Here is a 23155-nt window from a genome sequence, read left to right as displayed (position 1 = left end):
CCGGTGACTTCATCCCCCTCGTGCAGCTCGCGTTCGTCGGTGAGCTGGATGGTCAGGCCCTTGTTCAGGAAGGCCATCTGCTGGAAACGGGCGCGCAGGGTCTCGAAATCGAATTCGACGGTTTCGAAGATTTCGGGGTCGGGGTAGAAGGTCTGGGTGGTGCCGGTTTCGTCGGTGGCCTCCCCGCGGGTGAGGGGCTTGACGGTGTGGCCGCCGTTGGCGTAGCTGATGTGCCACTTGTAGCCCTGGCGGCGCACCTCGGTTTCGACCTTGGTCGAAAGCGCGTTAACAACGGAGATACCCACACCGTGCAGGCCGCCGGAGACCGCGTAGCCGCCGCCGCCGAACTTGCCGCCGGCGTGGAGGATCGTCATGACGACCTCGACGGTCGGCTTGCCCTCGGTCGGGTGCAGATCGACGGGGATGCCCCGCCCGTCGTCGATGACGCGGATGCCGCCGTCGGCGAGGATCGTCACCTCGATGTGGCTCGCGTAGCCGGCGAGCGCCTCATCGACGGAGTTGTCGACGACTTCGTAGACCAGGTGGTGCAGGCCGCGTTCGCCGGTCGAGCCGATGTACATGCCCGGACGCTTGCGGACGGCCTCCAGGCCCTCGAGAACGGTGATGTCCGAAGCGCCGTAGCTTTCGGAACCATTCGTCGTCTTCTCGTTGTCAGCCACGCGGCTCCCCTCATCCATTCGGGCTGTTCACCCGAATATTCACCCCATCGATTCTAGCAAGAACGGCCATTCAACAGGGCTCGCACCCGGTCGGCAGGGCCATCTCACACCCCATGCGACCTGGGAGGATGCCGCTGTGAGCAGGGACACCCCGGGGATTGCGGATCGAAGGAGGGCGAATGGCGCCGATCCCCTCGCCGATGCTCCCGCCGCTCCCCCTCACCCGTAGGTGTCTCGGGGACCCCGGCCCTTGACCGACAGGGGACCCTTGCGCCACGAGGGCGCGACCGGGCCCCGGATGATGACCTGCTGAACGACCCCCGGGCCGACCTCCTCGTCGATGCGCCGTTCGATCGTCTGAAGCAGCAGGTGGAGCTGCTTCGCCCACGCCGTCGAGGAGCACCTGACGATGAGCGCGTGGTCCTCGAAGGCCTCGACCGTTGAATGCTCGGCCACATCGGGCCCGACGATCTGCGGCCACTTCGCCATGATGGAGCCCATCTTCGTGGGCGTGTCCCAGTGGTTCTTCGCGATCATCGCGTGGAGGACCTGGTCGATGCGTCCCGCCGGCCGGTAGTTGAGGCGCATCGCGGCAAGACCGGGCGCCTTCGCCCATTTCGAGCGCGCCCGGATCCTCGCGCGTTCGAGGGCGAGCAGATCGCCCTGCGCATCGCCCGCCGGGGCACTCGGCGCCCCCTCCCCCGCCGGATCGGAGCGGCCCTCGACATCGAGGGCCGTCTCCTCGGAGGCCCCTCGCAAGTCGCCCAGGCTCGGCCTCGATTCCTCCAACCCCCATGTGGGCGCCGTGGTGCGGACGTACCCCTTGGCCCGGGCGACCCGCTGGGCGCGGGCGAGCGCGCGGGCGAGGTACTCCTCGGTGGTCGCGCCCCGATCCGCACCGCGACCCGCCCCCTCCCCGGCGGAAGGGGGTTGCGACCATGAGGAGGCGATCGCGCTCATGAGGCGACCGATCCGCCCTCGGGGGTCCAGGCGACGGGGATGACGTGCGCGACCAGCTCGGCGGGGATGTCCGCCTCGACCGCGGCCGTGATGAGCACCTGATCGGCCGCATCGACGCGCGCGGCCAGTCCCGTGCGCCGCTTCGCGTCGAGCTCGGCGAAGACGTCATCGAGGATGAGGATCGGCGTCTCCCCCTCCTCGCGCAGAAGGTCGAAGGATCCGAGCCGCAGGGCCAGCGCCACCGACCAGGATTCGCCGTGACTCGCGAAGCCCTTGACCGGCATGTGCCCGAGGACCAGGCTGAGGTCGTCGCGATGCGCCCCCACGAGGTTCACGCCCCGGATCGTCTCCTGCTCGCGCATTCCGGCCAGCGCGGCGAGCAGCCTGCGGGTCTGCGCCTCGACGTCCTCCAGGTCGCCGCTTCCCGGATCGTCCCGGCTCGTGCCGATCACCCGGTCGACCGAGGCGTCGAAGGCGAGGGAGAGGGCGCGCGGCGAATCGGCGATGTCCTCGTAGGCGCGCGCGGCCGGTCCGGCGAGCATCCTCGTCGCCCGGTAGCGGGCGGCCGTGACCTCCGCCGACAGTCGCGCGAAGCTCTCATCCCAGATCTCGATCGTCGACAGTTCGGGTTCACGGCCCCTGCGGATCGCCGCCTGCGCCTGCTTCATGAGGGCCGCACGCTGGCGCGCCACACGATCGAACTCGCTGCGCGTCTGGGCGAAGAGGGGGCGCATCTGGATCGCGAGGTCGTCGAGCAGGGCCCTGCGCGCGCCCGGTTCTCCCCGAACGAGTTGGAGGTCCTCGGGCGCGAAGACGACGGTCCGGACCAGTCCGAGCAGATCCTTGGGTTTGGCGTTCGCGCGATTGATCCTCGCGCGGTTCGCCTTCCCGCGGACGATCTCGAGCTCGAGGACCTTCTCACGGCCTTCGGCTCCGACGGTCTTCACTCTGACGAAGGCGCCCCTGGGCGCCTCTTCGCCCTCGTCGATGGGGATGCGGACGAGCGCCGAGTCGGCGCCCACGCGATGGGAGGAGAAGGTCGACAGGTACGCGATCGCCTCGACGAGATTCGTCTTCCCCTGGCCGTTCGCGCCGAGGAGCACGGTCGGCCCCTCGGGCAGCTCGAGGACCAGGTGATGCCAGGAACGGAAGTCGTCGAGCGCGAGGTGCGAGACCCGCATCCTCAGACGCCGAAGCGAATCGGCATGAGGAGGTAGCGGAAGGTCGAGATCTCGCCCTCATCGGCCTTCGTCTGCCCGGTCATGACGGCCGGCTTGTTCGGGTGCGTGAAGCCGAAGCGGACGTAGTCCGTGTCCATGACGGCCAGGCCGTCGAGGAGGAACTGCGGGTTGAAGGCCGTGGCGATCTCCTCGCCGAACAGGGTCGCCTCGATCGCTTCGAGTGCCTGCGCGTTCTCGCCCTGACCGGCTTCGAGGACGAGGCGCCCTTCGGTGAAGGACAGTCGGACGGAGGTCTTGCGCTCGGCGACGAGGGCCATGCGCTTGACGGCTTCGAGCAGGGCGTGACGATCGCACACCGCCTGAATCGGCGTGGAGTCGGGGAAGAGCCTGCGCACCGGCGGGTAGTCGCCGTCCATCAGGGTCGAGGTCGTGCGGCGGCCCGCGGCGGTGAAGCCGATGAGGGAGGAGGCGCCGGGCTGGTTCTCGGTGGAGACGCCGAGCTCGACCTTCGCGCCCGAGGTCATCGACTTCGCGACGTCTTGGAGGATGCGCGCCTTGACCAGGGCGATCTGCTCGATCGAAGGATCGGCGGGTTCCCATTCGAGTTCGCGCATCGCGAGGCGGTAGCGGTCGGTCGCGAGCAGGGTCATGCGTCCGCCGTCGATTTCGATCCTCACGCCGGTGAGCAGCGGAAGGGTGTCGTCCTTCGATGCGGCGATCGACACCTGGGTGACGGCCTGAGCGAGGACCTGCGAATCGATGGCGCCGGCGGTCTCGGGCTGCGCGGGCAGCAAGGGGTATTCGTCGATCGGCATGACGGCGAGCATGAAGCGCGAGGAACCGCAGGTGAGGTTGACCTTCTGGCCGTCGAGTTCGAAGGTCACCGGCTTGGACGGCAGGGACTTGGAGATGTCCGCGAGGAGCCTGCCGGAGACGAGGACGTCACCGGGTTCTTCGACGGTCGCCGGGATCGTGGAGTTCGCCGATACCTCGTAGTCGAAGGAGGAGAGGTGGAGCTCTTCAGCGGCGGCGTGTATGCGCACGCCGGCGAGGATCGGGCTGGCCGGACGCACGGGAAGGGCCCTGGCGGTCCAGGACACTGCCTCGGCGAGGACATCGCGGGCGACGGTGAACTTCATTCCGGCCTCCGTGAAGATATGACAATACGCCGTCTCACTCTACCTTCCCGAGCGGGCGAACGTTACTCGATCACTCGTCGGGGCGGAGGCGCGATGCGAATCCCCGGGAAGAGCGGGCCCCGGGCTCACGTCATTCGGGGCGCGGGGGCTGATGTCGGCGATCCGGCGTCATTCGAAATGACAAGAATCTTGTCATCATCAGGGGTGTGGATTCTGTGGAAACGACGGTTTTTCCACGTGCTGGTGCCGTTCAGCGGTGTTCACGCTTCCGGGGATGAGGATGGGGATCCGTCACGAGGAGCTGTGGACGGCCGAACGTGTCATTTCGCGATGTTCACAGACGCTCCGCTCGGATCCCCAGGCTGAGGACGCGGATCCACCGCACTGCTCACAGGGATTGTGAACGGGGCGGAAAAGATGTGATTCGAGGGCGTGAGGCGCTTTAGGAGCCCCGCGCGGCCTTCTTGATCCGGTTCGTGAGCTCCGAAACGTGGTTGAAGGTCTCTCGCTTCTCCTTCATCTGGGCGAGGATCTTCTTGTTCGCGTGGATGACGGTCGTGTGGTCGCGGCCGAAGGCCTGCCCGATCTTCGGCAAGGACAGGTCGGTGAGCTCCCTGCACAGGTACATCGCGATCTGACGGGCCTCGACGACGTTGCGCGAACGGTCGGTCGAGCAGAGCTGGTCGATCGTCACCCCGAAGTAGGCCGCGCATTGGCCCATGATGAGCGAGATCGTGATCTCGTTGTCATCGGGATCGGAGACGTAGTCCTTGAGCATCATCTCCGCGAGGGAGATGTCGACCCTCTCCTTCGTCAGGTTCGCGTAGGCGACGACGCGGACGAGGGCGCCCTCGAGCTCCCGGATGTTCGAGGAGATCCTCGAAGCGATGAACTCGAAGACCTCCGGCTGGATCTCGAGGGCGTCCGTCGCCGCTTTCTTCTGAAGGATCGCGATGCGGGTCTCGAGGTCCGGCGGCTGGACGTCGACGAGGAGTCCGGAACCGAAGCGCGAGGTCAGGCGCTCTTCGAAGCCGTTGAGGTAGTTCGGGTGTACGTCCGAGGTCACGACGATCTGCTTATCGGCCTCGTAGAGCGCGTTGAAGGTGTGGAAGAAGCCCTCCATGGTCTGCTCCTTATCGCCGATGAACTGGATGTCGTCGATGAGGAGGATGTCGAGTTCGCGGTATCGCCTGTGGAAGGCCTCGACCTGGGAATTGTCGGTCTTGTTGAGGCGGATCGCGTTGATGAATTCGTTCGTGAACTCCTCGGAGTTCACGTAGCGCACCTTGAGCTTGGGGTAGAGCGAGATCGCGTAGTGGCCGATCGCGTGGAGGAGGTGCGTCTTGCCCAGGCCGGAGTCGCCGTAGATGAACAGCGGATTGAAGGTGGTGCCCGGGGATTCGGAGGCGGCGAGGGCGGCCGCGTGCGCGAAGCGGTTCGACGGGCCGATGACGAAGGTGTCGAAGGTGTACTTCGGGTTGAGCCGGGTCTGCGCTCCGTCGAATGCGGGAGAGGGGGAGCTCGTCCGACGCTGTTCCGAGTGGGCCGGGGTTCGCTGGGGCGTCGGCGCAGGGCGCTCGTCGTGGGCGGCGCGGTCCCGCTGCTCGGCGCGCTCCTCGGGGTGCGCGCTCGAGTGCTCGGAGTCGTCCTCGTCCTCGTCGAGGCTCGCGGCGAGCGCGGGATCGACGGTGATGGCGATGCGGATCTCGCGTCCGAGTGTCGCTGAAAGAGCGCCCGCGACCTCGGTACTCGCCTTGGATTCGATCCACGTCTTCGTGAAATCGGAGGGGACCGCGAGCAGGATCGTGCCCTCGATGTCGCCGAGGGGCTTGGCGGAGCGCAGATAGGTCGAGGCCGCGGGGCCGAGGTGATCTGTGGAAATGGTGTCGAGAGCCCGCTGCCAGGCAGCGTCCAGTGATGTCGTCTCCACGGTCCGTCCTCAAGGTGCTTCTGTGCGTGATGTCGATCACCGAATGGAGGGACTTCCGCACCATTCGATCCTCTGTCACTGTAGCCGTCCCCAGCGTAATTCACAGCTTGGGGATGAAACTGTGGAAGGAAGTGCGCGAATGACATTTGTGTAGTTACACGGGCGGCGCTGCGCGGTGAAGCCGAAAGATGGAATTCCACAGGCCTGTGGATGACGCGCAGGGATTCACAGCTGTGGACGAGCTCGACCCACAGAGAATTCCACAGGTGTGAATACGGGGGTTTCGTCACAGCGGGACGAATGGCATTGACTCGCGTTCTTCGGCCTTCTAACCTGATTCTTCGTCTGTGCCCGTTTCGGCGGGCGCGCCATCGACTCCTGCGCGAAGCAATCGCGGTGGGGTCGCCACCACATGAACGATGAGCGGGAGTTGTCGGCCCGCTCCCGCCGAGGAGAACTGCAGTGACCACCAAGCGGACCTACCAGCCGAACAACCGTCGTCGCTCGAAGACGCACGGCTTCCGTCTTCGCATGAGCACCCGCGCCGGCCGCGCCATTCTGGCCGCCCGCCGCCGCAAGGGCCGCGCCAAGCTGTCCGCCTGAGACTGCGCTGGTGCTGCCTCGCGCACACCGGATGGTCGATCCCGAGGATTTCCGACGGACGTTCCGGCAAGGAGCGCGAGCCGGGGATCAGATCCTGATCGTCCACGCACGAACCGACGAGGAGCGCAATGACCGCCTCGTCGGTTTCGTCGTGCCTAAGCGGGAGATCAAAAGGGCGACGGGACGCAACCGGGTGAAAAGGCAGCTCCGACACCTCATGCGCGATCGCCTCGATTCCATTCCCGAGGGCGGCCGCATCGTCGTCAGAGCGAGCGGAAGAGCATTCGGCCGCAGCGCCTCGGAACTGGGCGCCCACCTGGATTCGGCGCTCGCCCGTGCCTGGAAGCGCTGGGAATCGAAATGAGCGCCCCGGTGCGAATCATCGAGGTCATTCGCAGGCCGGTCCGGTGGGTGCTCATCCTCCCGATCCGCCTCTATCGTCGATTCGTCTCACCGATGATCGCTCCGCGATGCCGCTACGCGCCGAGCTGCTCGACCTACGCGATGGAAGCCATTGAGGTTCACGGGCCGATCAAGGGGATCATCCTCGGGACGTGGCGACTCCTCAGGTGCAACCCCTGGAGCCTGGGCGGCGTCGACCACGTGCCGCCCAAGGGTCGATGGAAGCCGGAGCCGTGGATGCCCCCCGAGGACTGGGCGGGCAATGCGACCGACATCGTCAGGCCCACACCGATGGGGCTCGAATCCCTCCTGGGCGAGAATGCGGGTGCCGCCCTCGTCCCCGAAAACCCCCCGGCGAATGCCGGACGATCACAGGGCGCACGCCGCGCCCGAACTGCTTGAAGGAGCACGCATGTTCGACAAGATCCTTCACCCCTTCGCCGTGGCTGTGGCGTGGGTCTGGGTGAAGATCCACGACTTACTCGTCCTGCTCGGATTCGAGTCCGGTTCAGGCGTCGCCTGGGTGATCTCGATCGTCCTCCTCACGCTCATCGTGCGCATCGCGATCGTGCCCCTCTTCCTCAAGCAGATCAAGAGCTCGCGGGCGATGCAGGCCGTCCAGCCCGAGATGCAGCGCATTCAGGCCAAGTACAAGGGCAAGAAGGATCAGCTGTCCCGCCAGAAGCAGGCCGAGGAGACCCAGGCCCTGTACAGGAAGTACAAGGTGAGCCCCTTCGCCTCCTGCCTCCCCGTCCTCGTCCAGATGCCGATCCTCTTCGCGATGTACCGTGCGATCTACGCGATCAAGGATCTCGCCGCGGGCACCTACAAGTACGCCGACATCGAGACCGATCACCTCGGTCCGATCGACCAGGAGGTCGCGAGCTCGATCGACGCCTCCACCGTCTTCGGGGTGCGCCTCTCGCACACGATCACCTCCGGGGACGGGACCGCGGCGGTCATCGTCTTCGTCCTCTTCATCGTCATCATGATGGCGCTCATGTTCTACTCCATGCGGATGTCGATGGTGAAGAACATGCCCCCGGCCGTCGATCCGAACAACCCGCTCGTCCAGTCGCAGAAGACGATGCTCTACATGATGCCGCTCATGTACCTCTTCTCCGGAGCCTTCTTCCAGATGGGCGTCCTCGTCTACATGATCACCGGTTCCGTCTGGGCGATCGGCCAGTCCTACTGGACCATCAAGGTCATGCCGACGCCCGGCGCCCCGGCGTACAAGGAGCTCGTCGCCAAGCGCTACGCGAAGTACACCGAATGGGCCAAGCCCTTCTTCGCCGACTACGACCTCGCCCGGGCGGGCCTGCCCTCCTCGGCGGAGGATCCGGGCGTCGTCGCCCTCAACGAGAAGACCTTCGAAGAAGCGGCCAAGCGCGCCAAGGGCCAGAAGGTCGCCACCGACTTCCCCGAGTCGATGACGGCCGGGGACAAGGTCTCGGTGCTGCGCAACCTCGCCCTGCAGGAGTGGACCACCCTTCCCGACGAAATGTGGATGCGCGGCGTCAAGGAGGCCACCGCCAAGGCCGAGGAGCGCCGCACCCAGCAGGCCAGGCGCGAGCAGCACAAGAAGCTGTCCCGCGAAGAGCGACTCGCCGAGGCCGAGCGCCAGCGAGCACGCGAAGCCCGCAAGCAGGCGGCCGCGCAGAGCCCCGTTCAGAGCGCCGAAGAGCTCGAGCGCCGTCGCCAGGAGCGCCGACGCGCCCGCAGGGAGCAGCGCAAGAACAGGGGCGAGTGAGCCACTCGCGACGGGGCTGAGAAGTCCGTCGCCTCAAGACCTCAACCCAATTCGAATTCGGGAGACCTAGATGACCGACAATCAGAAGGACAAGCTGACGCGCCTCGAAGAAGAAGGCGAGCTCGCTGCCGACTACCTCGAGGAGCTCCTCGACATCGCCGACCTCGACGGTGATATCGAGATCGACGTCGAGAACGGAAGGGCCAGCGTCGAGATCGTTTCAGAGGACCCCTCCGCCCTCGAGCGCCTCGTCGGAGAGGACGGGGATGTCCTCGATGCCCTCCAGGAGCTCACGCGCCTCGCCGTCCAGACCGAGACCGGCGAACGTTCGCGCCTCATGCTCGACATCGCCGGCTTCAGGGCGGAACGCAAGTCCGAGCTCCAGGAGATCACGATGGAGGCGATCGCCCGCTTGCGCGCGACCGGCGAGTCGCAGCGCCTCGATCCGATGAATCCCTTCGAGCGCAAGGTCTGCCATGACGTCGTGGCCCGCGAGGGCTTCGTCTCCGAATCCGAAGGCGTCGAGCCCCACCGTCGCGTGGTGATCCTCGTGTCCGAAGAGCCCGGTGAAGAGGAAGCCGAAGAGGCGTGAGCACGGGGACGGGACCGGCCGCGGATGCCGTGGCTGCGGAAGCGAAGGGGCGCCGGGTGGGCGATCCCTTCGCTCCCGAGCAGCCGACGGATGAGGTGCGCGAGTTCTTCGGATCCTCCTTCGCAGATGTCGAGCATTTCGTCCGCATGCTCGAGGAGGAGGGTGAGATCCGAGGACTCGTGGGGCCCCGCGAAATGGAGCGGCTCTGGTCGCGTCATGCCGTGAATTCCGCAGCCGTCCTTCCTTTCCTGCCGAGGTCGGGGCAGGTCCTCGACATCGGTTCGGGCGCGGGCCTGCCCGGGATCATTATTGCGATCTGCCGTCCGGACCTGGACGTCCACCTCGCGGAGCCGATGGCGCGGCGCTGCGAGTGGCTCTCCGATGTGATCGAGGAGATCGGTCTGGACAATGTCACCCTGCACCAGGCGCGTGCCGAGGAGCTGCGGGGCAAGGGCCGAGCCGACGTGGTCACCGCCCGAGCGGTGGCGAACATGTCGAAGCTGATCCGCATGACGACGAAGCTCATCGCGCCGGGCGGTTCGCTGGTGGCGCTCAAGGGACGCCGTGCGCCCCTCGAAGTGGATGAGGCTGCACGCGAGCTCAAGAGTCATCACCTCGCTGCGAAGATCCACGAGGTTCCCTCGATCATGGAGGAGGAGTCGACCTTCGTCGTCGTGTGCAAGCGGACGAAGTAGGTCTCCGCTCCTCCGCTTTCTTCGTTCGTCGGCCACCGGGTGCGCCCGACCGCACATGGCCGGTGATCCTCGTAGACTGGACGGGCTGTGAGATGGAAGGTGATCCTTTGAGCGTGGAATTGTCTGGCATGGATTCGACTCCGCTCCTGTCCCAGATGGAGCAGAACATGCGCGATCGGCGCCTTCTCGAGGACGCCGTGTTCGGACGCCCATCGCGTACCCGGGTGATCGCCGTTGCGAATCAGAAGGGCGGAGTGGGCAAGACCACCTCGACGGTCAACCTCGCCGCTGCTTTGGCCGTGGGCGGTCTCAAGGTTCTGGTCATCGATGCGGACGCCCAGGGGAATGCCTCTTCGGCACTGGGTATTGAGCATTCGCCCGGAACGCCCTCGACCTATGACGTTCTCATCGGCGGAGAGCAGCTGTCGCAGGTCCTCGTGCCCTGCCCGGATGTCGAAGGGCTTCTCGTGTGCCCTGCGACCATCGATCTTTCGGGAGCAGAGATCGAATTGGTCGATCTTCCGCGACGCGAGTTCCGCCTCGCCGAGGCGGTGAAGGAGTTCCTCGCGCTCGTCCGCGATATCGATGTCGTCCTCATCGATTGCCCGCCGTCGCTCGGACTCGTCACTTTGAATGTGATGGTCGCTGCGGACGAGGTCCTCATCCCGATCCAGACGGAGTACTACGCGCTCGAGGGCCTCAGCCAGCTGTGGTCGACGATCGATCGCATCCGACGCGATCTCAACCCCCGCCTTCACGTTTCGACCATGCTGCTCACGATGTCTGATCGCAGGACGCGATTGAGCGAAGAGGTGGAGGCCGAGGTACGCGCGCATTTCGCGGATCTCACCTTGGAGACAGTGATCCCCCGTTCGGTGCGCGTGTCGGAGGCGCCCTCATACGGGCAGTCGGTCATCACTTATGATCCTCGGAACAGCGGAGCCCTCGCCTACCGGAAGGCGGCGCTGGAACTGAGTCTTCGTCTCGCTCGTTCTTGAGCGGTCGGGGCTGGGGCCTGGGAACTGGGGTGCAGGGATGCGGGCCCCTGTCCTCTCGGGTTTCGAGCTCTCGGTCTTTCGGTCTTCCGCTCTCTTGGTCTCTCGGTTTTCGCACTCTCGTGCGAGCATCCTCGGGCGACCTGGTTTCTCGTATTCGGAGGGAAGGGGGAGTGATCGGCGCGGTGATCGTCTTGCTCCGGACGTCTCAGTCAGAAGAACGGCGCGTGTCGTGCGATTTCGAAGGAGCTGAGCTGCTTTATTGCCTCTGAGGTGCGAAAAGACATCACTGTCATTCATGCTGTGAGGAGAAGTCAGCACTCTTGGCCTCCTTTGCTTCAGGGGCTCCTTGAGTCCTTCACCGTGTGTGATGAGGACTATCCGAGGGTGGCTGCCTGCTCCTCGGGCCACCGTGATGTTTCACGTGAAACATTGAGTGGGCATCGGTTATGTAGGGTCGTCCTTCGCATGCGCGAACTGAAGCGGGATGGTTGATGCTCGGCGGCGGTGGACGAGCGTGTGAGAGGTGAAAAGTGATGCGAGCTTGAGAATCTGAAGTCCAGTTCATGTGATTGACGACTTGCAGCTCGCCCTCCCATCTCTCCATCGCCGGGGGATGGGGAGGAAGGCGGTATGTCGCTGATTCGGCGCGATCGGCGCTTCGCCACGGCCGGAGTCTCCGTATGACTACGACTCGGCTGCGTCCGCTGTTTCGCGGTGATGGATGCTTCACGGCGATGGATGTTTCGACAGGGGTCGCCACTTCGGGTCGGGCCGGTATGCGCTGCTGCTGTCGGCTGCTCACTCGCTGTGGTCGTTCTCTGCGTGGTTGTTCACTCGGCGCGGTCGTTCCCTACTGTGAGTGTTTCCGTGCCGTGGTCCCATTCCCGCTGCGCTTGTTCTCCTGCCTTGGCCCCTCTTACGCTGTGGATGCTTTTGCTCTATGACGGGTTGCTTCTTCGCCGTAGCGCTCTCGCGCCATGGGTGCTTTTGCCATGCCTGCCTTCTTCGGCGTGCTCGCATTCTTCGCCATGGCGGATTTGCCATGTGAAGTGGATGAATCATCGGCTTACGAGCCGACTGCGCTCTCCAATTTGCGGACTCCTCTCAACGCCGGAAGGCACTCCGTTGGATTCTGATCTTCGCTGAAAGCCGATGCCCGCCGGATTCTGATGCTCGATGAAGTCCGATCTCGATGGACTTCAATGTTTCACGTGAAACATGGTCCACTCATCAGTGGAGACCTGAGGGTGGATGAGGGTGGAGACCTGAGGTGTGGAGACCTGAGGTGTGGAGACTTGAGGCGTGAAGACCTGAGGTGTGAAGACCTCGGGCGGAGGTGGCGATCTATCCCATCCCGGTCTGGCCATTTGGAAGGAGGTGCAGGCGTATCGGCGCAGCCTTTCAGCCTTCAGCCGTCAGACCGTCGACTCGTCATGTTCGCCCTTGAGTCTGACTTGTGCATCGATGGGTCTTCTTAGCCATTTGGAGATCTGGCGCTTCTGCTCAGCCTCTTGTGTGTGTGAACTTCCAGGAGAGTGTTCCGCAGAGTCCGGTTGTTTCTCATGTGCTCTGGGCGAATCGGAGTTTCGGCGCATGTCGGCAGTCCGGGTGCATTCGGTGCGTCGCAGTACTTCATCTGGTGTTGTTTCGACTACTCGTTTCGGAGTGTCTTCTTCGGCCGGAGTACCAATGTCAGGGGATGTGCATCGTTCTCACCCGCCCATGCTTCTCCACTCCGGGTACGGTTCTCAATTCCGGGTAGGAGTGATCGACTCCGGGTATGCTTCTCAACTCCGAACGTGGTTCTCACCGTAAAAGTCGTATTCAGCACCGCTGAATATCCCTCCGCCTGCCTGAATCAGCACGTGGAGATCACTCCATGATTCTTCTGAATTCAGCTCCTCATCGCGATCTCCGCACTCCGTTCCCCAGGCGGTAGTTGAAGCCGTCCTCAAGGTGCAACCTCCTTCTCCGCGGCGCTCAACCCTTCCGCTCAGCTTGAGCTTTTGAGAGGCGCAATCGAACTGCATTCGCTGCCGCTCCTGCTCCCGACTGCGAACATCTGACACCGGTCATGCACAGGACGCCTTCGCGGGATGCCGCGAGACTGTTTCACGTGAAACAATGGGACGAGATTGATGGAGGTCATGATGGTGAACGAGAAGAGCAATCGCGCTGGTTCCGGAAGAGCCGCCACGAAGCATGCAGCTTTGGGCAGGGGCCTTGGCGCATTGATTCCTTCACAGGTGACCAATGATGACGGCTCTGTTGCGGCTTCAGGATTAGCCGCGGACCCCCTCGACGTTCTCTTTCCCGGTCGACCCTCGGGTGCGCGCGCACGAGCGCGCGGCGGTTCCGCGAAGGACTTGCTCATTCCCAAGTCATCAAGCACGTCGAAAGCTCGAAAGTCTGCCAAGTCGTCGAGCGCTGCTCGTTCCGATGCGAAGAGTGCGAATGCGAATGACCGAGGAATGGACGGGAAGGATGCCTCATCCGTTTCTTCATCGCTTGATGAGCAAGCGACGCATGGAAGAAGGAACGGCTCGTCGGCGCATTCCTCGTCGACGACTCCTTCAGGTCGAAAGCTGGAATCTTCGTCCGAATCGGGGACGACAGCGGCTGCACTTGCCGACTCGCACAAGCCCAGCGCGCGTCTCTCGTCTCCATCGAATGAACTCGCTGAGAACAATCGGGAGCACTCAAGCCCCGATGTCGATGTTTCACGTGAAACATCGCAGGATCTTCTGCCCGTCCCGGGTGCGACCTTCGCTGACATTCCGATCGATTACATCGTCCCGAATGCGCGGCAGCCGCGCGAGGTCTTCGATGAGGATGATCTTGCAGAGCTGCGTGATTCGATCCGCGAAGTAGGAGTGCTCCAGCCAATCGTCGTGCGACCGATCGACTTCGACGCCGAGCACTCTCCTCGTCTCGTGGAGTACATGGATGGGAAGCCGAATGCGCGTTTCGAACTCATCATGGGTGAACGGCGCCTCCGCGCATCGGAGTTGGCCGGCTTCGATAGTGTTCCGGCGATCATTCGACAGACCGAGGATGAGGACCTGCTTCGCGATGCGCTGCTGGAAAACCTTCATCGAGCACAGCTCAATCCGCTCGAAGAGGCCTCCGCATACCAGCAGCTCATGGCTGATTTCGGTGCAACACAAGAGCAGCTTGCGAAGAGGATTGCGCGCTCGCGTCCGCAGATCGCCAACACGCTGCGCCTGCTCAAGCTTCCGCCCGCGGTGCAGAAGAAGGTGGCGGCTCAAGTGATTTCCGCCGGCCATGCCAGGGCCCTGCTGTCCTTGGGGACGGCTCAGGAGATGGAGATGCTCGCTGAACGGATCGTCGCTGAAGGCCTCTCGGTGCGCACGACCGAAGAACTCGTGCGTCTCGGTCGAGTGAAGTCCGTTTCGAGAACGCGCACTCCTCGCGTCCCGGTCGTCTCACCGCTCGGCGAATCAGTCGTCTCCGCACTGGAGAATCTGTATGAGACGCGAGTGACGATCACTGAAGGTGCGAAGAAGGGCAAGATCATCATCGAGTTCGCCGGCCAGGAGGACCTCGAACGGATCAAGGACCTCATTGCGCGCCAGGGCTGAAACACCCGAAACCGTTTCCATCAACGACGGGAACAACCGAGGCTCGACATGGGCGTTTCGTCCTCGTGCAATAGGACACTAAAGTGGTCCGACCTAGTGGGACGAAGGAGAATGGTCTCAATCCCGGAGTTCGAAGAGGAGGGTGGCGCGATGGTAGTCGAACCGCTGGCACGGCCTGTCCTCTTCGACGTGGGCGGCGTCCTCGTCAATTCGCACCCCGACCCCGCCTACATCGCAGAACTCATCGGCGACGGCTCGTCTGAACTGGTCTCCCTCGTTGATCAGGCGATGTGGGCGAACCGCGATGCCTATGACGCGGGAGCGAGCGACCGGGACTTCTGGGACAGGGTCTCGGGGGACTGCGGTCAACCCCAGGTCAGCGATGAGGTGCTGGCCAAGCTCGTCGAACACGATTCGATGCGGATGCACGATGCCGATCCTGAAGCCGTAGCGCTCATCGACGAACTCGCTCAAGCCGGTGCGCGCCTGGGGATCCTCTCAAACGCGCCCCGGCCCATCGCCGATCAGATTCGACGCGCCTCATGGGCGAAGAGCTTCACCAGTTTCGTCTTCTCCTGCGACGCGGGTTCATGCAAGCCGCACCGTCAGATCTACCGCGAGTCCCTTGAGGCGTTCGAGGTCGATCCCGCGGACGTCATCTTCTTCGACGACAGGAAGAAGAACATCCGAGCAGCCCAACTCCTCGGCATTCACGGCATCTTGTGGACCGGTGCCGCCCAGGCGCGCGAGGACTTGAAAGACCTCGGCATCCTGGCCTGAATAGGGGTTCGCGAGCTTTCCGCTCCCCATCGCCTCTCCGGGAGTAGCACCTCTCCGAAAACTCCTTCTCATGCGCTTGAGCGCACCTTCATCGTCGGCTGCTCCTCAGCACGGAGTCGGCCCTTTGCACGCTCCTGCTGAGTCATCGAGGGGCGCTGCCTGCGCCCGAGGAAAACTGCCCCACCCGAGGAAAACTGCCCGCATCTGAGGAGAGCCACCCGCGTCTAAGGGGCGCTGCCCGCGCATGAAGGAGCCTCGCCTCCGCCTGAGGAGAATCGCCCGTGCTCGCGTAGAAACAGAACGGGGCCCGCCCTTCGGGCGGACCCCGCACTCAAGAAGCACTCAGGCGTTGTCGCCCTCGTCCACGAGATCCCCGTCAAGTCGATCTTCATCAACCGGGCGGCCAGCGGCGACGAAATCCACGATGCGGCAGCACAGACGAGCGAAGGACTCCGAAGCCTCGGCGGCCTGCGGAAGCAGGGAGGTGTCTGTCATGCCCGGCATGACGTTCGCATCGATGAACCAGCACTCGCCCTCGGCGTCCACCACGAAATCCATGCGCGACAAGTCGCGCAGGCCGAGAATCGTGTGAGCCTCGATCGCCGCCTGGCGCAGCGCATCGAGCTGCTCCTCGGAGAGGCGCGCGGGCACGAAGTACTCGGTCGCATCAGTCGTATAGCGCGCGGCGTAGTCGTAACGGCCCCCATCCGTCGCGATCTCAACCGGAGGAAGGGCCACGGGGCCGTCCTCCAGATCGATCACCGAAACAGCGATGTCACGCCCCTCGATGAACTGCTCGATCATGATGTGCTCGCCGTAGGCGAAGGCGTCGACCATGGCCGAGCGCAGCTCAGTCGCATCGGCGACGGTCGACAGGCCGAGGGCGGAACCGCCGTCCGTCGGCTTGATGACGACGGGGAAGACGGTCTGAGACTCGATGGCATCGAGCACCGGAGCGGCTCCGAGCTGACGGAAGAGCACCTGGGGGAGCGCCGCCCACCCCGGAGTCGCCAAGCCCGCGGCTCCGATGAGGGCCTTCGCGGTCGGCTTGTTCGAGGCGAGCTTGGCCTGAACCGAGCTGGAACCGACGAAGGGGACGTCGAGGGCCTCCAGGAGGGTCTGGAGGGAGCCGTCCTCGCCGATCGAACCGTGGACGAGCGGCCAGATCACATCGGGGGAGAAGGACTCGATAGTGGCGGTGAGCTGCTGGTCGAGGTCCGCGAGGCGGACTTCGTAGCCGGCCTGGGCAAGGGCGTTGGCCACCCGACGACCCGAACGGACGGAGACGTCGCGCTCGTGGGTGAGACCGCCGGCGATGATGAGGACCTTCGATTTCACGGGTTTCTCCTTGTTCCCTCAGCGGGCTGATGCCCGGCGAGGCGATTCGAATCGGCCTTGGATGAGCGTCGGATAGGGGTCACAGAGCGTTCGGAGCCGGTGCGATGCCCGGTCCGACCTCGTCGATGTCGCGCTTGTGGAAACCTGCGCCGAACATGTCGACGAGTTCCTTCTCCGCGTTGACGACGGTGGACAGGCGACGAATGCCCTCGCGGATCCGTTCGGGGGTCGGATAGCAGAAGGACAGGCGCATATGATCCCCGCCCTGACCGTCGTAGAAGAAGGCGGTGCCGGCGACGTAGGCGACCTGCGCGCGGACGGCGCGCGGGAGCATCGACTTCGCATCGAGGCCCTCGGGAAGCGTCACCCAGGTGTAGAAACCGCCGTCGGGCGTCGTCCACGTGCAATCCGGCATGTACTCCTCGAGGGCACCGAGCATCGCTTGAGCGCGTTCGGCGTACATGGCGCGGAAGGCCTTGACCTGCGAATACCAGTCGTAGTCTGTGAGGTATCCGGCGATCGCCATCTGGCCGACCATCGAGGGCGAGAGGATCGCCGACTCGGAGGCGAGGACGAGCTTGTCGCGAATCGCGTGGGGCGCGTAGGCCCAGCCGATGCGGAATCCCGGGGCGAACATCTTCGAAAAGGAGCCGAGGTAGACGACGCCCTCGGGCGAGAAGGACTTGATCGCCGGGAGAGGGTCCGAATGGAAGCCGAGAAGGCCGTAGGGGTTGTCCTCGAGGATGAGGACGTGCTCGCGCATGCAGATCTCGGCGATGAGGGGGCGTCGCTCGAGTGAGAGGGTGACGCCCGCCGGGTTGTGGAAGTTCGGGATCGTGTAGAGCATCTTGATGGTCCGGCCGGAGGCGCGGACGTCCTTGATGGTCTGTTCGAGGGCCTCGGGGATGAGTCCGTTCTCGTCCATGGGGACGTGGACGACATCGGCCTGTCGGGCGCGGAAGACTCCGAGGGCGCCCACGTACGAGGGCGCCTCTGCGAGGATGACGTCGCCCGGGTCGACGAAGAGCTCGGTCATGAGGTCGAGGGCCTGCTGCGAACCCGTCGTGATGACCACATCGTCGGGGTCGGCGCCGACGATGCCGTCGTAGCTCATGACCTCGGTGATGCGTTCGCGCAGGACCTCCCAGCCCTGGCCCGAGCCGTACTGCATGGCCTTGGCGCCGTCGGTCGCGATGAGCTTCTTCGCGGACTCGGCCAGACGATCGAGGGGGAGGTCCTCGAGGTTCGGCATGCCGCCGGCGAGGGAGACGACCTCGGGGCGGGAGACGACGGAGAAGAGTGCGCGGATCTCGGAAGCTCGCAGGTTGTGAGCTCGTTCAGCGTAGGCGTTGAACCACGGGTCGAGTCGATTCCCCTGCTGATTGCCGTCCGGATTCGCTGAAGTGCTCACTGGACCTTCCTCTACTCAATCGTGCTCTGCCACGGTGGCAGAGTCTTCGTGTTCGCCGGGAGGGCGGCCGCCGAGGACGGGCCCCGACGCGGATGCGCGATACGGGCGACACTCAGCCTAAGTGTGCCACCACTCACGCTGAAGAGCCGCATCGCTCCGCGCCGGGCGCGGATTGCGGGCTGTGCCTCTGCGCGCGGTCCCGCCGTCCATGGGAACGGGGCGACAAGTCGGACGCTGACAGTCCGGTTTTGAAAGAGGGATCATGCTGACCTGGGCTTACGCTCGCACACCTTCTTGCCTGTGTCCGACTTGTCGCCGCCTCCGCACTGCATTCAAAGCTCCCAGGGTGGAATGATGAGTGGATGGTGCCCTCAGATGAACGCTGAGGAACCTCCGGAGCGAGCGATTCCGCTGATCCGGCGCGCCGAAGCGTGCGGGCGGCGGGGAAGAGGAGAGACGATGAGCAGTGCGGGTGGGTTCCGGTCGATCGGCCGCTGCGGCGATTCGCGTCCCCTCCGCCGGGGCGCCTCGCCCTCGTCCCTCATCCCGGACGGCCCCGACTTCCTTGCGAACGAGTTCGTCGCCGTCGACTTCGAAACCGCCAATCGGAAGGGCGGGGTCTCGGCCTGCCAGATCGCCTTGGTGAAAGTGGAGGAGGGGAGGATCGTCGACCGGGCCGCGACGCTCATCAAACCGCCTCCGGGATGGGATCGCTTCGAGTTCACTTACCTGCACGGCATCGGACCGACGCATGTCCGCGAGGCGCCGATGTGGTCGCAGATCGCGCCGAGGATCGCGGAGTTCGTGGGCGACGCACCCGTGTGGGCGCACAACTCCTCGTTCGATTCCAGGGTTTGGGCCGATCTCGACGGGCACTTCGGTACGCGCACGCATCCTTCGCGCTTCTACTGCTCCTACAGGACCGCGCGCAGGATCCTGCCGGGGCTCGAGAATTACAAGCTTCCCACGGTGACGAGGGCGTGCGCGCCCGAATTCCGCCTCGACCACCACCGCGCCGACTCCGACGCGGAGGCATGCGCCCTCATCGTCGCTGCATTGCAGCGCATGATCGCTGCACGGTGAGCGGCCACCGCGAAGGGTGAATGTTGCGTCAGTCCGACGGCTGGCGAAGATGAGGAATCCCAAAAGTGGAGAGCTGCTAGCAACTGCTATTTTAGGCTAAATTAGCAGTTGTTAGCAGTTGAGGAGGTGCGCGACCGATGAAGACACCAGTGCCGCCGCCCGCGCCTTTGGGCGTACTCAAACGGCGACTCCTCATGTCCGAAGCGAGTCCACAACGGATGCTCGACCTGGTCACGCGTCCCGAACTCGTCAAGGATCGCGAATACCACCCGTGGGAGTGGTTCTTCCGGCATGAGCCGCCAAGCGGCTTCACGCGGGAGGAGTGGTGGACCGCGGTCCGTTGGAAGCGGGAAGAAACTGCACGGCCGCTTCCGCTGCGCCTTACGAGCGGAACCCCGCTCTCCTTCAACCTCCCCGATCCGCTCCTCGAACTCCTCGAGGAGATCACCGCGCGCACGAAGGGGCAGATCGAACTCCCCGAGCCGGTGACGAATCCGACTACGCGGAACCGTTACCTCGTGAGCTCGCTCATGGAGGAGGCCGTCACCTCGTCGCAGCTCGAAGGCGCATCGACCTCCCGCGTCGTCGCCAAAAGGATGCTGCGCGAGGGCAGGACCCCGACGAATCGCTCCGAGCGGATGATCGTCAACAACTATCTCGCCATGCTAAGGATCATCGAGCTCAAGGATGAGCCCCTGAGTCCCGAACTCATCATGGAGATCCACCGGAGGGTCACCGAAGGAACCCTCGACGATCCTTCCGAGGCCGGACGCATGCAGGCTCCCGGCGAGGAGCGCGTGAGGATCTACGGCGACATCGCGAACGAGCAGGTGCTCCACGTCCCTCCGCCCGCCGAGGAACTCGAGGAGCGCATGAGCGCGCTCTGCGCCTTCGCCAACTCCGAAAAGAGTGCGGATACCGGCTACGTGCCACCCCTCATCCGCGCCGTGGCCCTGCACTTCATGATGGGGTACGACCACTACTTCGCAGACGGCAACGGGCGCACCTCTCGGGCCGTCTTCTACTGGTCGATGCTCCACCAGGGGTTCTTCCTCGCGGAATTCCTCTCCCTTTCACGCCTCTTCCGCGCCGCCCCGGCGAAGTACGCGAGGACGTTCCTCCTCACCGAGCAGGACGAGGGCGACCTCACGCACTTCCTCCTCGAGCATGCGCGATTCCTCATGCGCGCGATCGAAGAGCTCGACGCCTATCTCGCCTCGAAGACGCGGAGCCTGACGACCCTCGGCCGTGCGCTTCGCGCAACGGATCTCAACCACCGGCAGATCGCCGTCCTCGAATCGTTCATGCGGGATCCCGGGGGCTGCATGACGGTCGCCCAGCACAGCGCGACCCAGGGGGTCGTCAAGCAGACCGCGCGCACCGACCTTCAGGACCTCGAGTCGCGCGGCTTCCTCCTGAGCGCTCGGCGGGGGCGGAGCGTCACGTGGTTCCCGGTCGACGACCTCGCGGATCGGATCAAGGGGCGGTCGAGGTAGGGGCGAAGGCCGACGGGACTGAGCCGCGACTGCCGGGCGCGTTCATGAAAGAGCGTGCAGGAGGGGCTGACAGAGTGCAATCGATTGCGTTACGATCGTCGCACGGCGCCTGTCGGCGAAGGGCCGACGAAGAGCACGGCGAGGTGCGAAGCGCGGGCGAAGAAGCCCGACTGCGAGACCATCCTCGTGCCGGCACCCGCGCACCGCTTCGAGAAGGGACGACCCATGAGCATCGCCGTCATCGGTTCGAACAACACCGACCTCATCACCTACATCACGCGCATGCCGGTCGAGGGCGAGACCATCGAGGCCCCGGACTTCGAGATCGGCTTCGGGGGGAAGGGCTCGAACCAGGCGGTCGCCGCGGCGCGCCTGGGGACCGAAGTCGTCATGGTGACCTGCGTGGGCGATGACTCCTTCGGTCAGGCCTACATCGAGAACTACAGGGCGAACGGCATCGACACCGCGCACGTCAAACAGGTGCCGGGCACCTCCGGAGTCGCGCCGATCTTCGTCGATCCCGAATCGCATAATCGCATCATCATCGTCAAGGGCGCGAACAACGGCCTTTCGCCCGAGGACGTCGATGCGGCGGCCGACGCAGTCGCGACGACCTCCTTGATCGTGTGCCAGCTGGAGATCCGTCTGGAGACCGTCGCTGCGGCGATCGGCCTGGGGGAGCGGCTGGGCGTGCCCGTGCTGCTCAATCCGGCGCCCGCTTCGAGGGAGCTCGATCTTGAACTCGCCGCGAAATGCACCTATGTCATGCCCAATGAGACCGAGCTCGAGCTGCTCACGGGCATGCCGACCTCGACTGACGAGGAGGTGCGGGCGGCGGCGCATCGCCTGCTGGAGTCGGGCTGCCCGAATGTGATCGTGACGCTCGGTGCGCGCGGGGTGCTGTGGCTCAGCGCCGAGGGCGATGATCTCCGACTCGACCAGTTCCCGGCTCGGGCCGTCGACACCACGGGCGCGGGCGACGCCTTCATCGGCTGCTTCGCGCACTGCCTGTCGGAGGGCTTCGAGGTCGGCGAGGGGCTGCGGCTCGCGAACGCCTACGCCGCCCGTTCGGTGACGGCTCGGGGGACTCAGAAGTCCTATCCGACGGCCGCCGAATTCCGCGCCTGGCTCCTCGAACGGGACGCGGTGCTCGCTGAATCCGCGATGAAACGCGATTGGTAACGATTGCACAACGAAGGGCGCGGATGCTCGACATGAAGTGACGCGCGTCCTAATCTCATCTGTGTTCGTGAAACCGAAACGTGAGTTCCCGCTCAGGAATCGGTCTTCCGCTTCCGAAGGGGACTGAGGAGTCCCCCGGGAAGCGATCGCGTTCTCCTCCGCGAGAGCGCGCGAGCCTCATCAATGTCGATGTGAAAACACAAGGAGTCATCATGAAGTCCCGCTTCGCGGCCGCAAGTGCAATCGTTTTCGCTTCCGCTCTGGCGCTGACAGCCTGCTCCGGCGGCAGCGCCTCGAGCGACACCGCCTCATCGGGCGCCGCCGACTCGTCCTCGAAGGACTACACCATCGCGATCGTCCCGAAGGACGCCACCAACCCCTGGTTCGTCCGCATGGAGACCGGCGTCCAGAAGTACGCTGAAGAAACCGGACTCAATGTCTTCCAGAAGGGCCCCGCCGAGACCGACGCGACCATGCAGGCCCAGGTCATCCAGGACCTCATCGCACAGGGCGTCGACGCGATCGGCGTCGTCCCCGTCGACCCGGGCGCCATCGAGCCCGTCCTCAAGGAGGCCATGGACGCCGGCATCGTCGTCGTCACCCACGAGGGCGCCTCGCAGGAGAACACGATGTACGACATCGAAGCCTTCAACAACGCCAAGTACGGCGCCTTCATCATGGACAACCTCGCCGCCGCCATGGGAGAGAAGGGCACCTACACGACGATGGTCGGCCACGTCACCAACGCCTCCCACAACGAATGGGCCGACGGCGCCGTCGCCCGCCAGAAGGAGGCCTACCCGAACATGACCCTCCTCGAGGCCGAGCCCCGCGTCGAATCCCAGGACAACGGCGAGACCGCCTACCAGGTCGCCAAGGAGGTCCTCAAGAAGTACCCCGAGGTCACCGGCATCCTCGGCACCTCCTCCTTCGACGCCCCCGGTGTCGCCCGCGCGATCGATGAACTCGGCCTCCAGGGCAAGGTCTTCACCGCCGGCACCGGCATGCCCGAAGCCAACAAGGAGATCCTCGACAAGGGCCTCGTCGCGGCCCTGACCCTGTGGGATCCGGCCGATGCGGGCTACGCGATGGCCTCGCTCGCCACCAAGATCCTCAACGGCGAGAAGATCGAAGACGGCATCGACCTCGGCCCCAAGGGCTACGTCATGCACTTCGCCGAGGGCTCCAAGAAGGTCCTCGAGGGCGACGGCTGGATCCAGATCACCAAGGAGAACGTCTCGAGCTTCGGCTTCTGACGAATCACCGGGGGCGCCGGCCCGCTCCGGCGCCCCCGGCATTCCGCATATCGGGTCGCGCCCTCGTACGAGAC

The 23155-nt window shown here is 64.7% G+C and carries 20 protein-coding genes; 13 read left to right on the top strand and 7 right to left on the bottom strand.

From position 1 onward, the window contains the following. The 5 genes from ACQY7V_RS04505 to dnaA form a co-directional block, all read right to left on the bottom strand. A partial coding sequence (locus ACQY7V_RS04505; RefSeq protein WP_428639094.1) for an ATP-binding protein occupies positions 1-680 on the bottom strand: 680 nt, incomplete at its 3' end. 219 nt (positions 681-899) lie between these two features. After that, entirely contained in the window at positions 900-1640 is a 741-nt protein-coding gene (locus ACQY7V_RS04500; RefSeq protein ID WP_428639092.1) for a DUF721 domain-containing protein, read from the bottom strand. Next, positions 1637-2821: a DNA replication/repair protein RecF gene (gene recF, locus ACQY7V_RS04495; protein ID WP_428639090.1), complete on the bottom strand. Its 1185-nt coding sequence runs from the start codon at positions 2819-2821 to the stop codon at positions 1637-1639. Before recF ends, ACQY7V_RS04500 begins: the two co-directional genes overlap by 4 nt. A 2-nt stretch (positions 2822-2823) precedes the next feature. Then, complete coding sequence (dnaN, locus tag ACQY7V_RS04490) at positions 2824-3960, bottom strand: DNA polymerase III subunit beta (RefSeq protein WP_154475640.1); 1137 nt, start codon at positions 3958-3960, stop codon at positions 2824-2826. 442 nt (positions 3961-4402) lie between these two features. Further along, entirely contained in the window at positions 4403-5890 is a 1488-nt protein-coding gene (dnaA, locus tag ACQY7V_RS04485) for a chromosomal replication initiator protein DnaA (protein ID WP_321083195.1), read from the bottom strand. 462 nt (positions 5891-6352) lie between these two features. On the opposite strand from dnaA, the gene rpmH reads away from it, so the two are divergent. The 9 genes from rpmH to ACQY7V_RS04440 all read left to right on the top strand — a co-directional run bounded on the left by rpmH (position 6353) and on the right by ACQY7V_RS04440 (position 15315). Beyond that, entirely contained in the window at positions 6353-6493 is a 141-nt protein-coding gene (rpmH, locus tag ACQY7V_RS04480) for a 50S ribosomal protein L34 (RefSeq protein WP_009212821.1), read from the top strand. Between the two features lie 10 nt (positions 6494-6503). After that, on the top strand, positions 6504-6857 hold the full coding sequence (gene rnpA, locus ACQY7V_RS04475) for a ribonuclease P protein component (RefSeq protein ID WP_184451272.1): 354 nt from the start codon (positions 6504-6506) through the stop codon (positions 6855-6857). Between the two features lie 8 nt (positions 6858-6865). Then, positions 6866-7297 (top strand): membrane protein insertion efficiency factor YidD, encoded by a 432-nt coding sequence (gene yidD, locus ACQY7V_RS04470; RefSeq protein WP_407826319.1) that lies wholly within the window; start codon positions 6866-6868, stop codon positions 7295-7297. A 10-nt stretch (positions 7298-7307) separates the two neighbouring features. Then, complete coding sequence (gene yidC / locus ACQY7V_RS04465; RefSeq protein ID WP_320836174.1) at positions 7308-8648, top strand: membrane protein insertase YidC; 1341 nt, start codon at positions 7308-7310, stop codon at positions 8646-8648. Between the two features lie 70 nt (positions 8649-8718). Beyond that, the gene (locus tag ACQY7V_RS04460) at positions 8719-9240 is read left to right on the top strand and encodes a protein jag (RefSeq protein WP_154475648.1); all 522 of its coding nucleotides are present in this window, start codon (positions 8719-8721) and stop codon (positions 9238-9240) included. Between the two features lie 29 nt (positions 9241-9269). Beyond that, positions 9270-9935 (top strand): 16S rRNA (guanine(527)-N(7))-methyltransferase RsmG, encoded by a 666-nt coding sequence (gene rsmG, locus ACQY7V_RS04455; protein ID WP_407826321.1) that lies wholly within the window; start codon positions 9270-9272, stop codon positions 9933-9935. A 128-nt stretch (positions 9936-10063) separates the two neighbouring features. Beyond that, positions 10064-10933: an AAA family ATPase gene (locus ACQY7V_RS04450; protein ID WP_320772239.1), complete on the top strand. Its 870-nt coding sequence runs from the start codon at positions 10064-10066 to the stop codon at positions 10931-10933. 2147 nt (positions 10934-13080) lie between these two features. Continuing rightward, positions 13081-14535 carry a ParB/RepB/Spo0J family partition protein gene (locus tag ACQY7V_RS04445; protein ID WP_320836173.1) on the top strand — a complete coding sequence of 485 codons (1455 nt, stop codon included), beginning with the start codon at positions 13081-13083 and terminating at the stop codon, positions 14533-14535. Positions 14536-14685: 150 nt separating this feature from the next. Further along, positions 14686-15315: an HAD family hydrolase gene (locus tag ACQY7V_RS04440; protein ID WP_154476847.1), complete on the top strand. Its 630-nt coding sequence runs from the start codon at positions 14686-14688 to the stop codon at positions 15313-15315. 342 nt (positions 15316-15657) lie between these two features. Here the strand turns inward: ACQY7V_RS04440 and ACQY7V_RS04435 are convergent, their stop codons facing one another. Continuing rightward, positions 15658-16653: a D-alanine--D-alanine ligase gene (locus ACQY7V_RS04435; protein WP_320836172.1), complete on the bottom strand. Its 996-nt coding sequence runs from the start codon at positions 16651-16653 to the stop codon at positions 15658-15660. 79 nt (positions 16654-16732) lie between these two features. Then, entirely contained in the window at positions 16733-18064 is a 1332-nt protein-coding gene (locus ACQY7V_RS04430; protein ID WP_320836171.1) for a PLP-dependent aminotransferase family protein, read from the bottom strand. A gap of 459 nt (positions 18065-18523) precedes the next feature. On the opposite strand from ACQY7V_RS04430, the gene ACQY7V_RS04425 reads away from it, so the two are divergent. From ACQY7V_RS04425 to ACQY7V_RS04410, 4 genes are all read left to right on the top strand, one after another. After that, positions 18524-19147: a 3'-5' exonuclease gene (locus ACQY7V_RS04425; protein ID WP_428639084.1), complete on the top strand. Its 624-nt coding sequence runs from the start codon at positions 18524-18526 to the stop codon at positions 19145-19147. 137 nt (positions 19148-19284) lie between these two features. Beyond that, the gene (locus ACQY7V_RS04420; protein ID WP_303843679.1) at positions 19285-20643 is read left to right on the top strand and encodes a Fic family protein; all 1359 of its coding nucleotides are present in this window, start codon (positions 19285-19287) and stop codon (positions 20641-20643) included. A gap of 225 nt (positions 20644-20868) precedes the next feature. After that, entirely contained in the window at positions 20869-21825 is a 957-nt protein-coding gene (gene rbsK, locus ACQY7V_RS04415) for a ribokinase (RefSeq protein ID WP_428639082.1), read from the top strand. Positions 21826-22037: 212 nt separating this feature from the next. After that, positions 22038-23081 carry an autoinducer 2 ABC transporter substrate-binding protein gene (locus ACQY7V_RS04410; RefSeq protein WP_154475658.1) on the top strand — a complete coding sequence of 348 codons (1044 nt, stop codon included), beginning with the start codon at positions 22038-22040 and terminating at the stop codon, positions 23079-23081. Positions 23082-23155 lie beyond the last annotated feature (74 nt).

The sequence above is a fragment of the Schaalia sp. genome, assembly GCF_050312375.1.
GTDB classification, from domain to species: Bacteria; Actinomycetota; Actinomycetes; order Actinomycetales; family Actinomycetaceae; genus Pauljensenia; species Pauljensenia hyovaginalis.
This window is presented reverse-complemented; position numbering and strand designations above follow the sequence as displayed.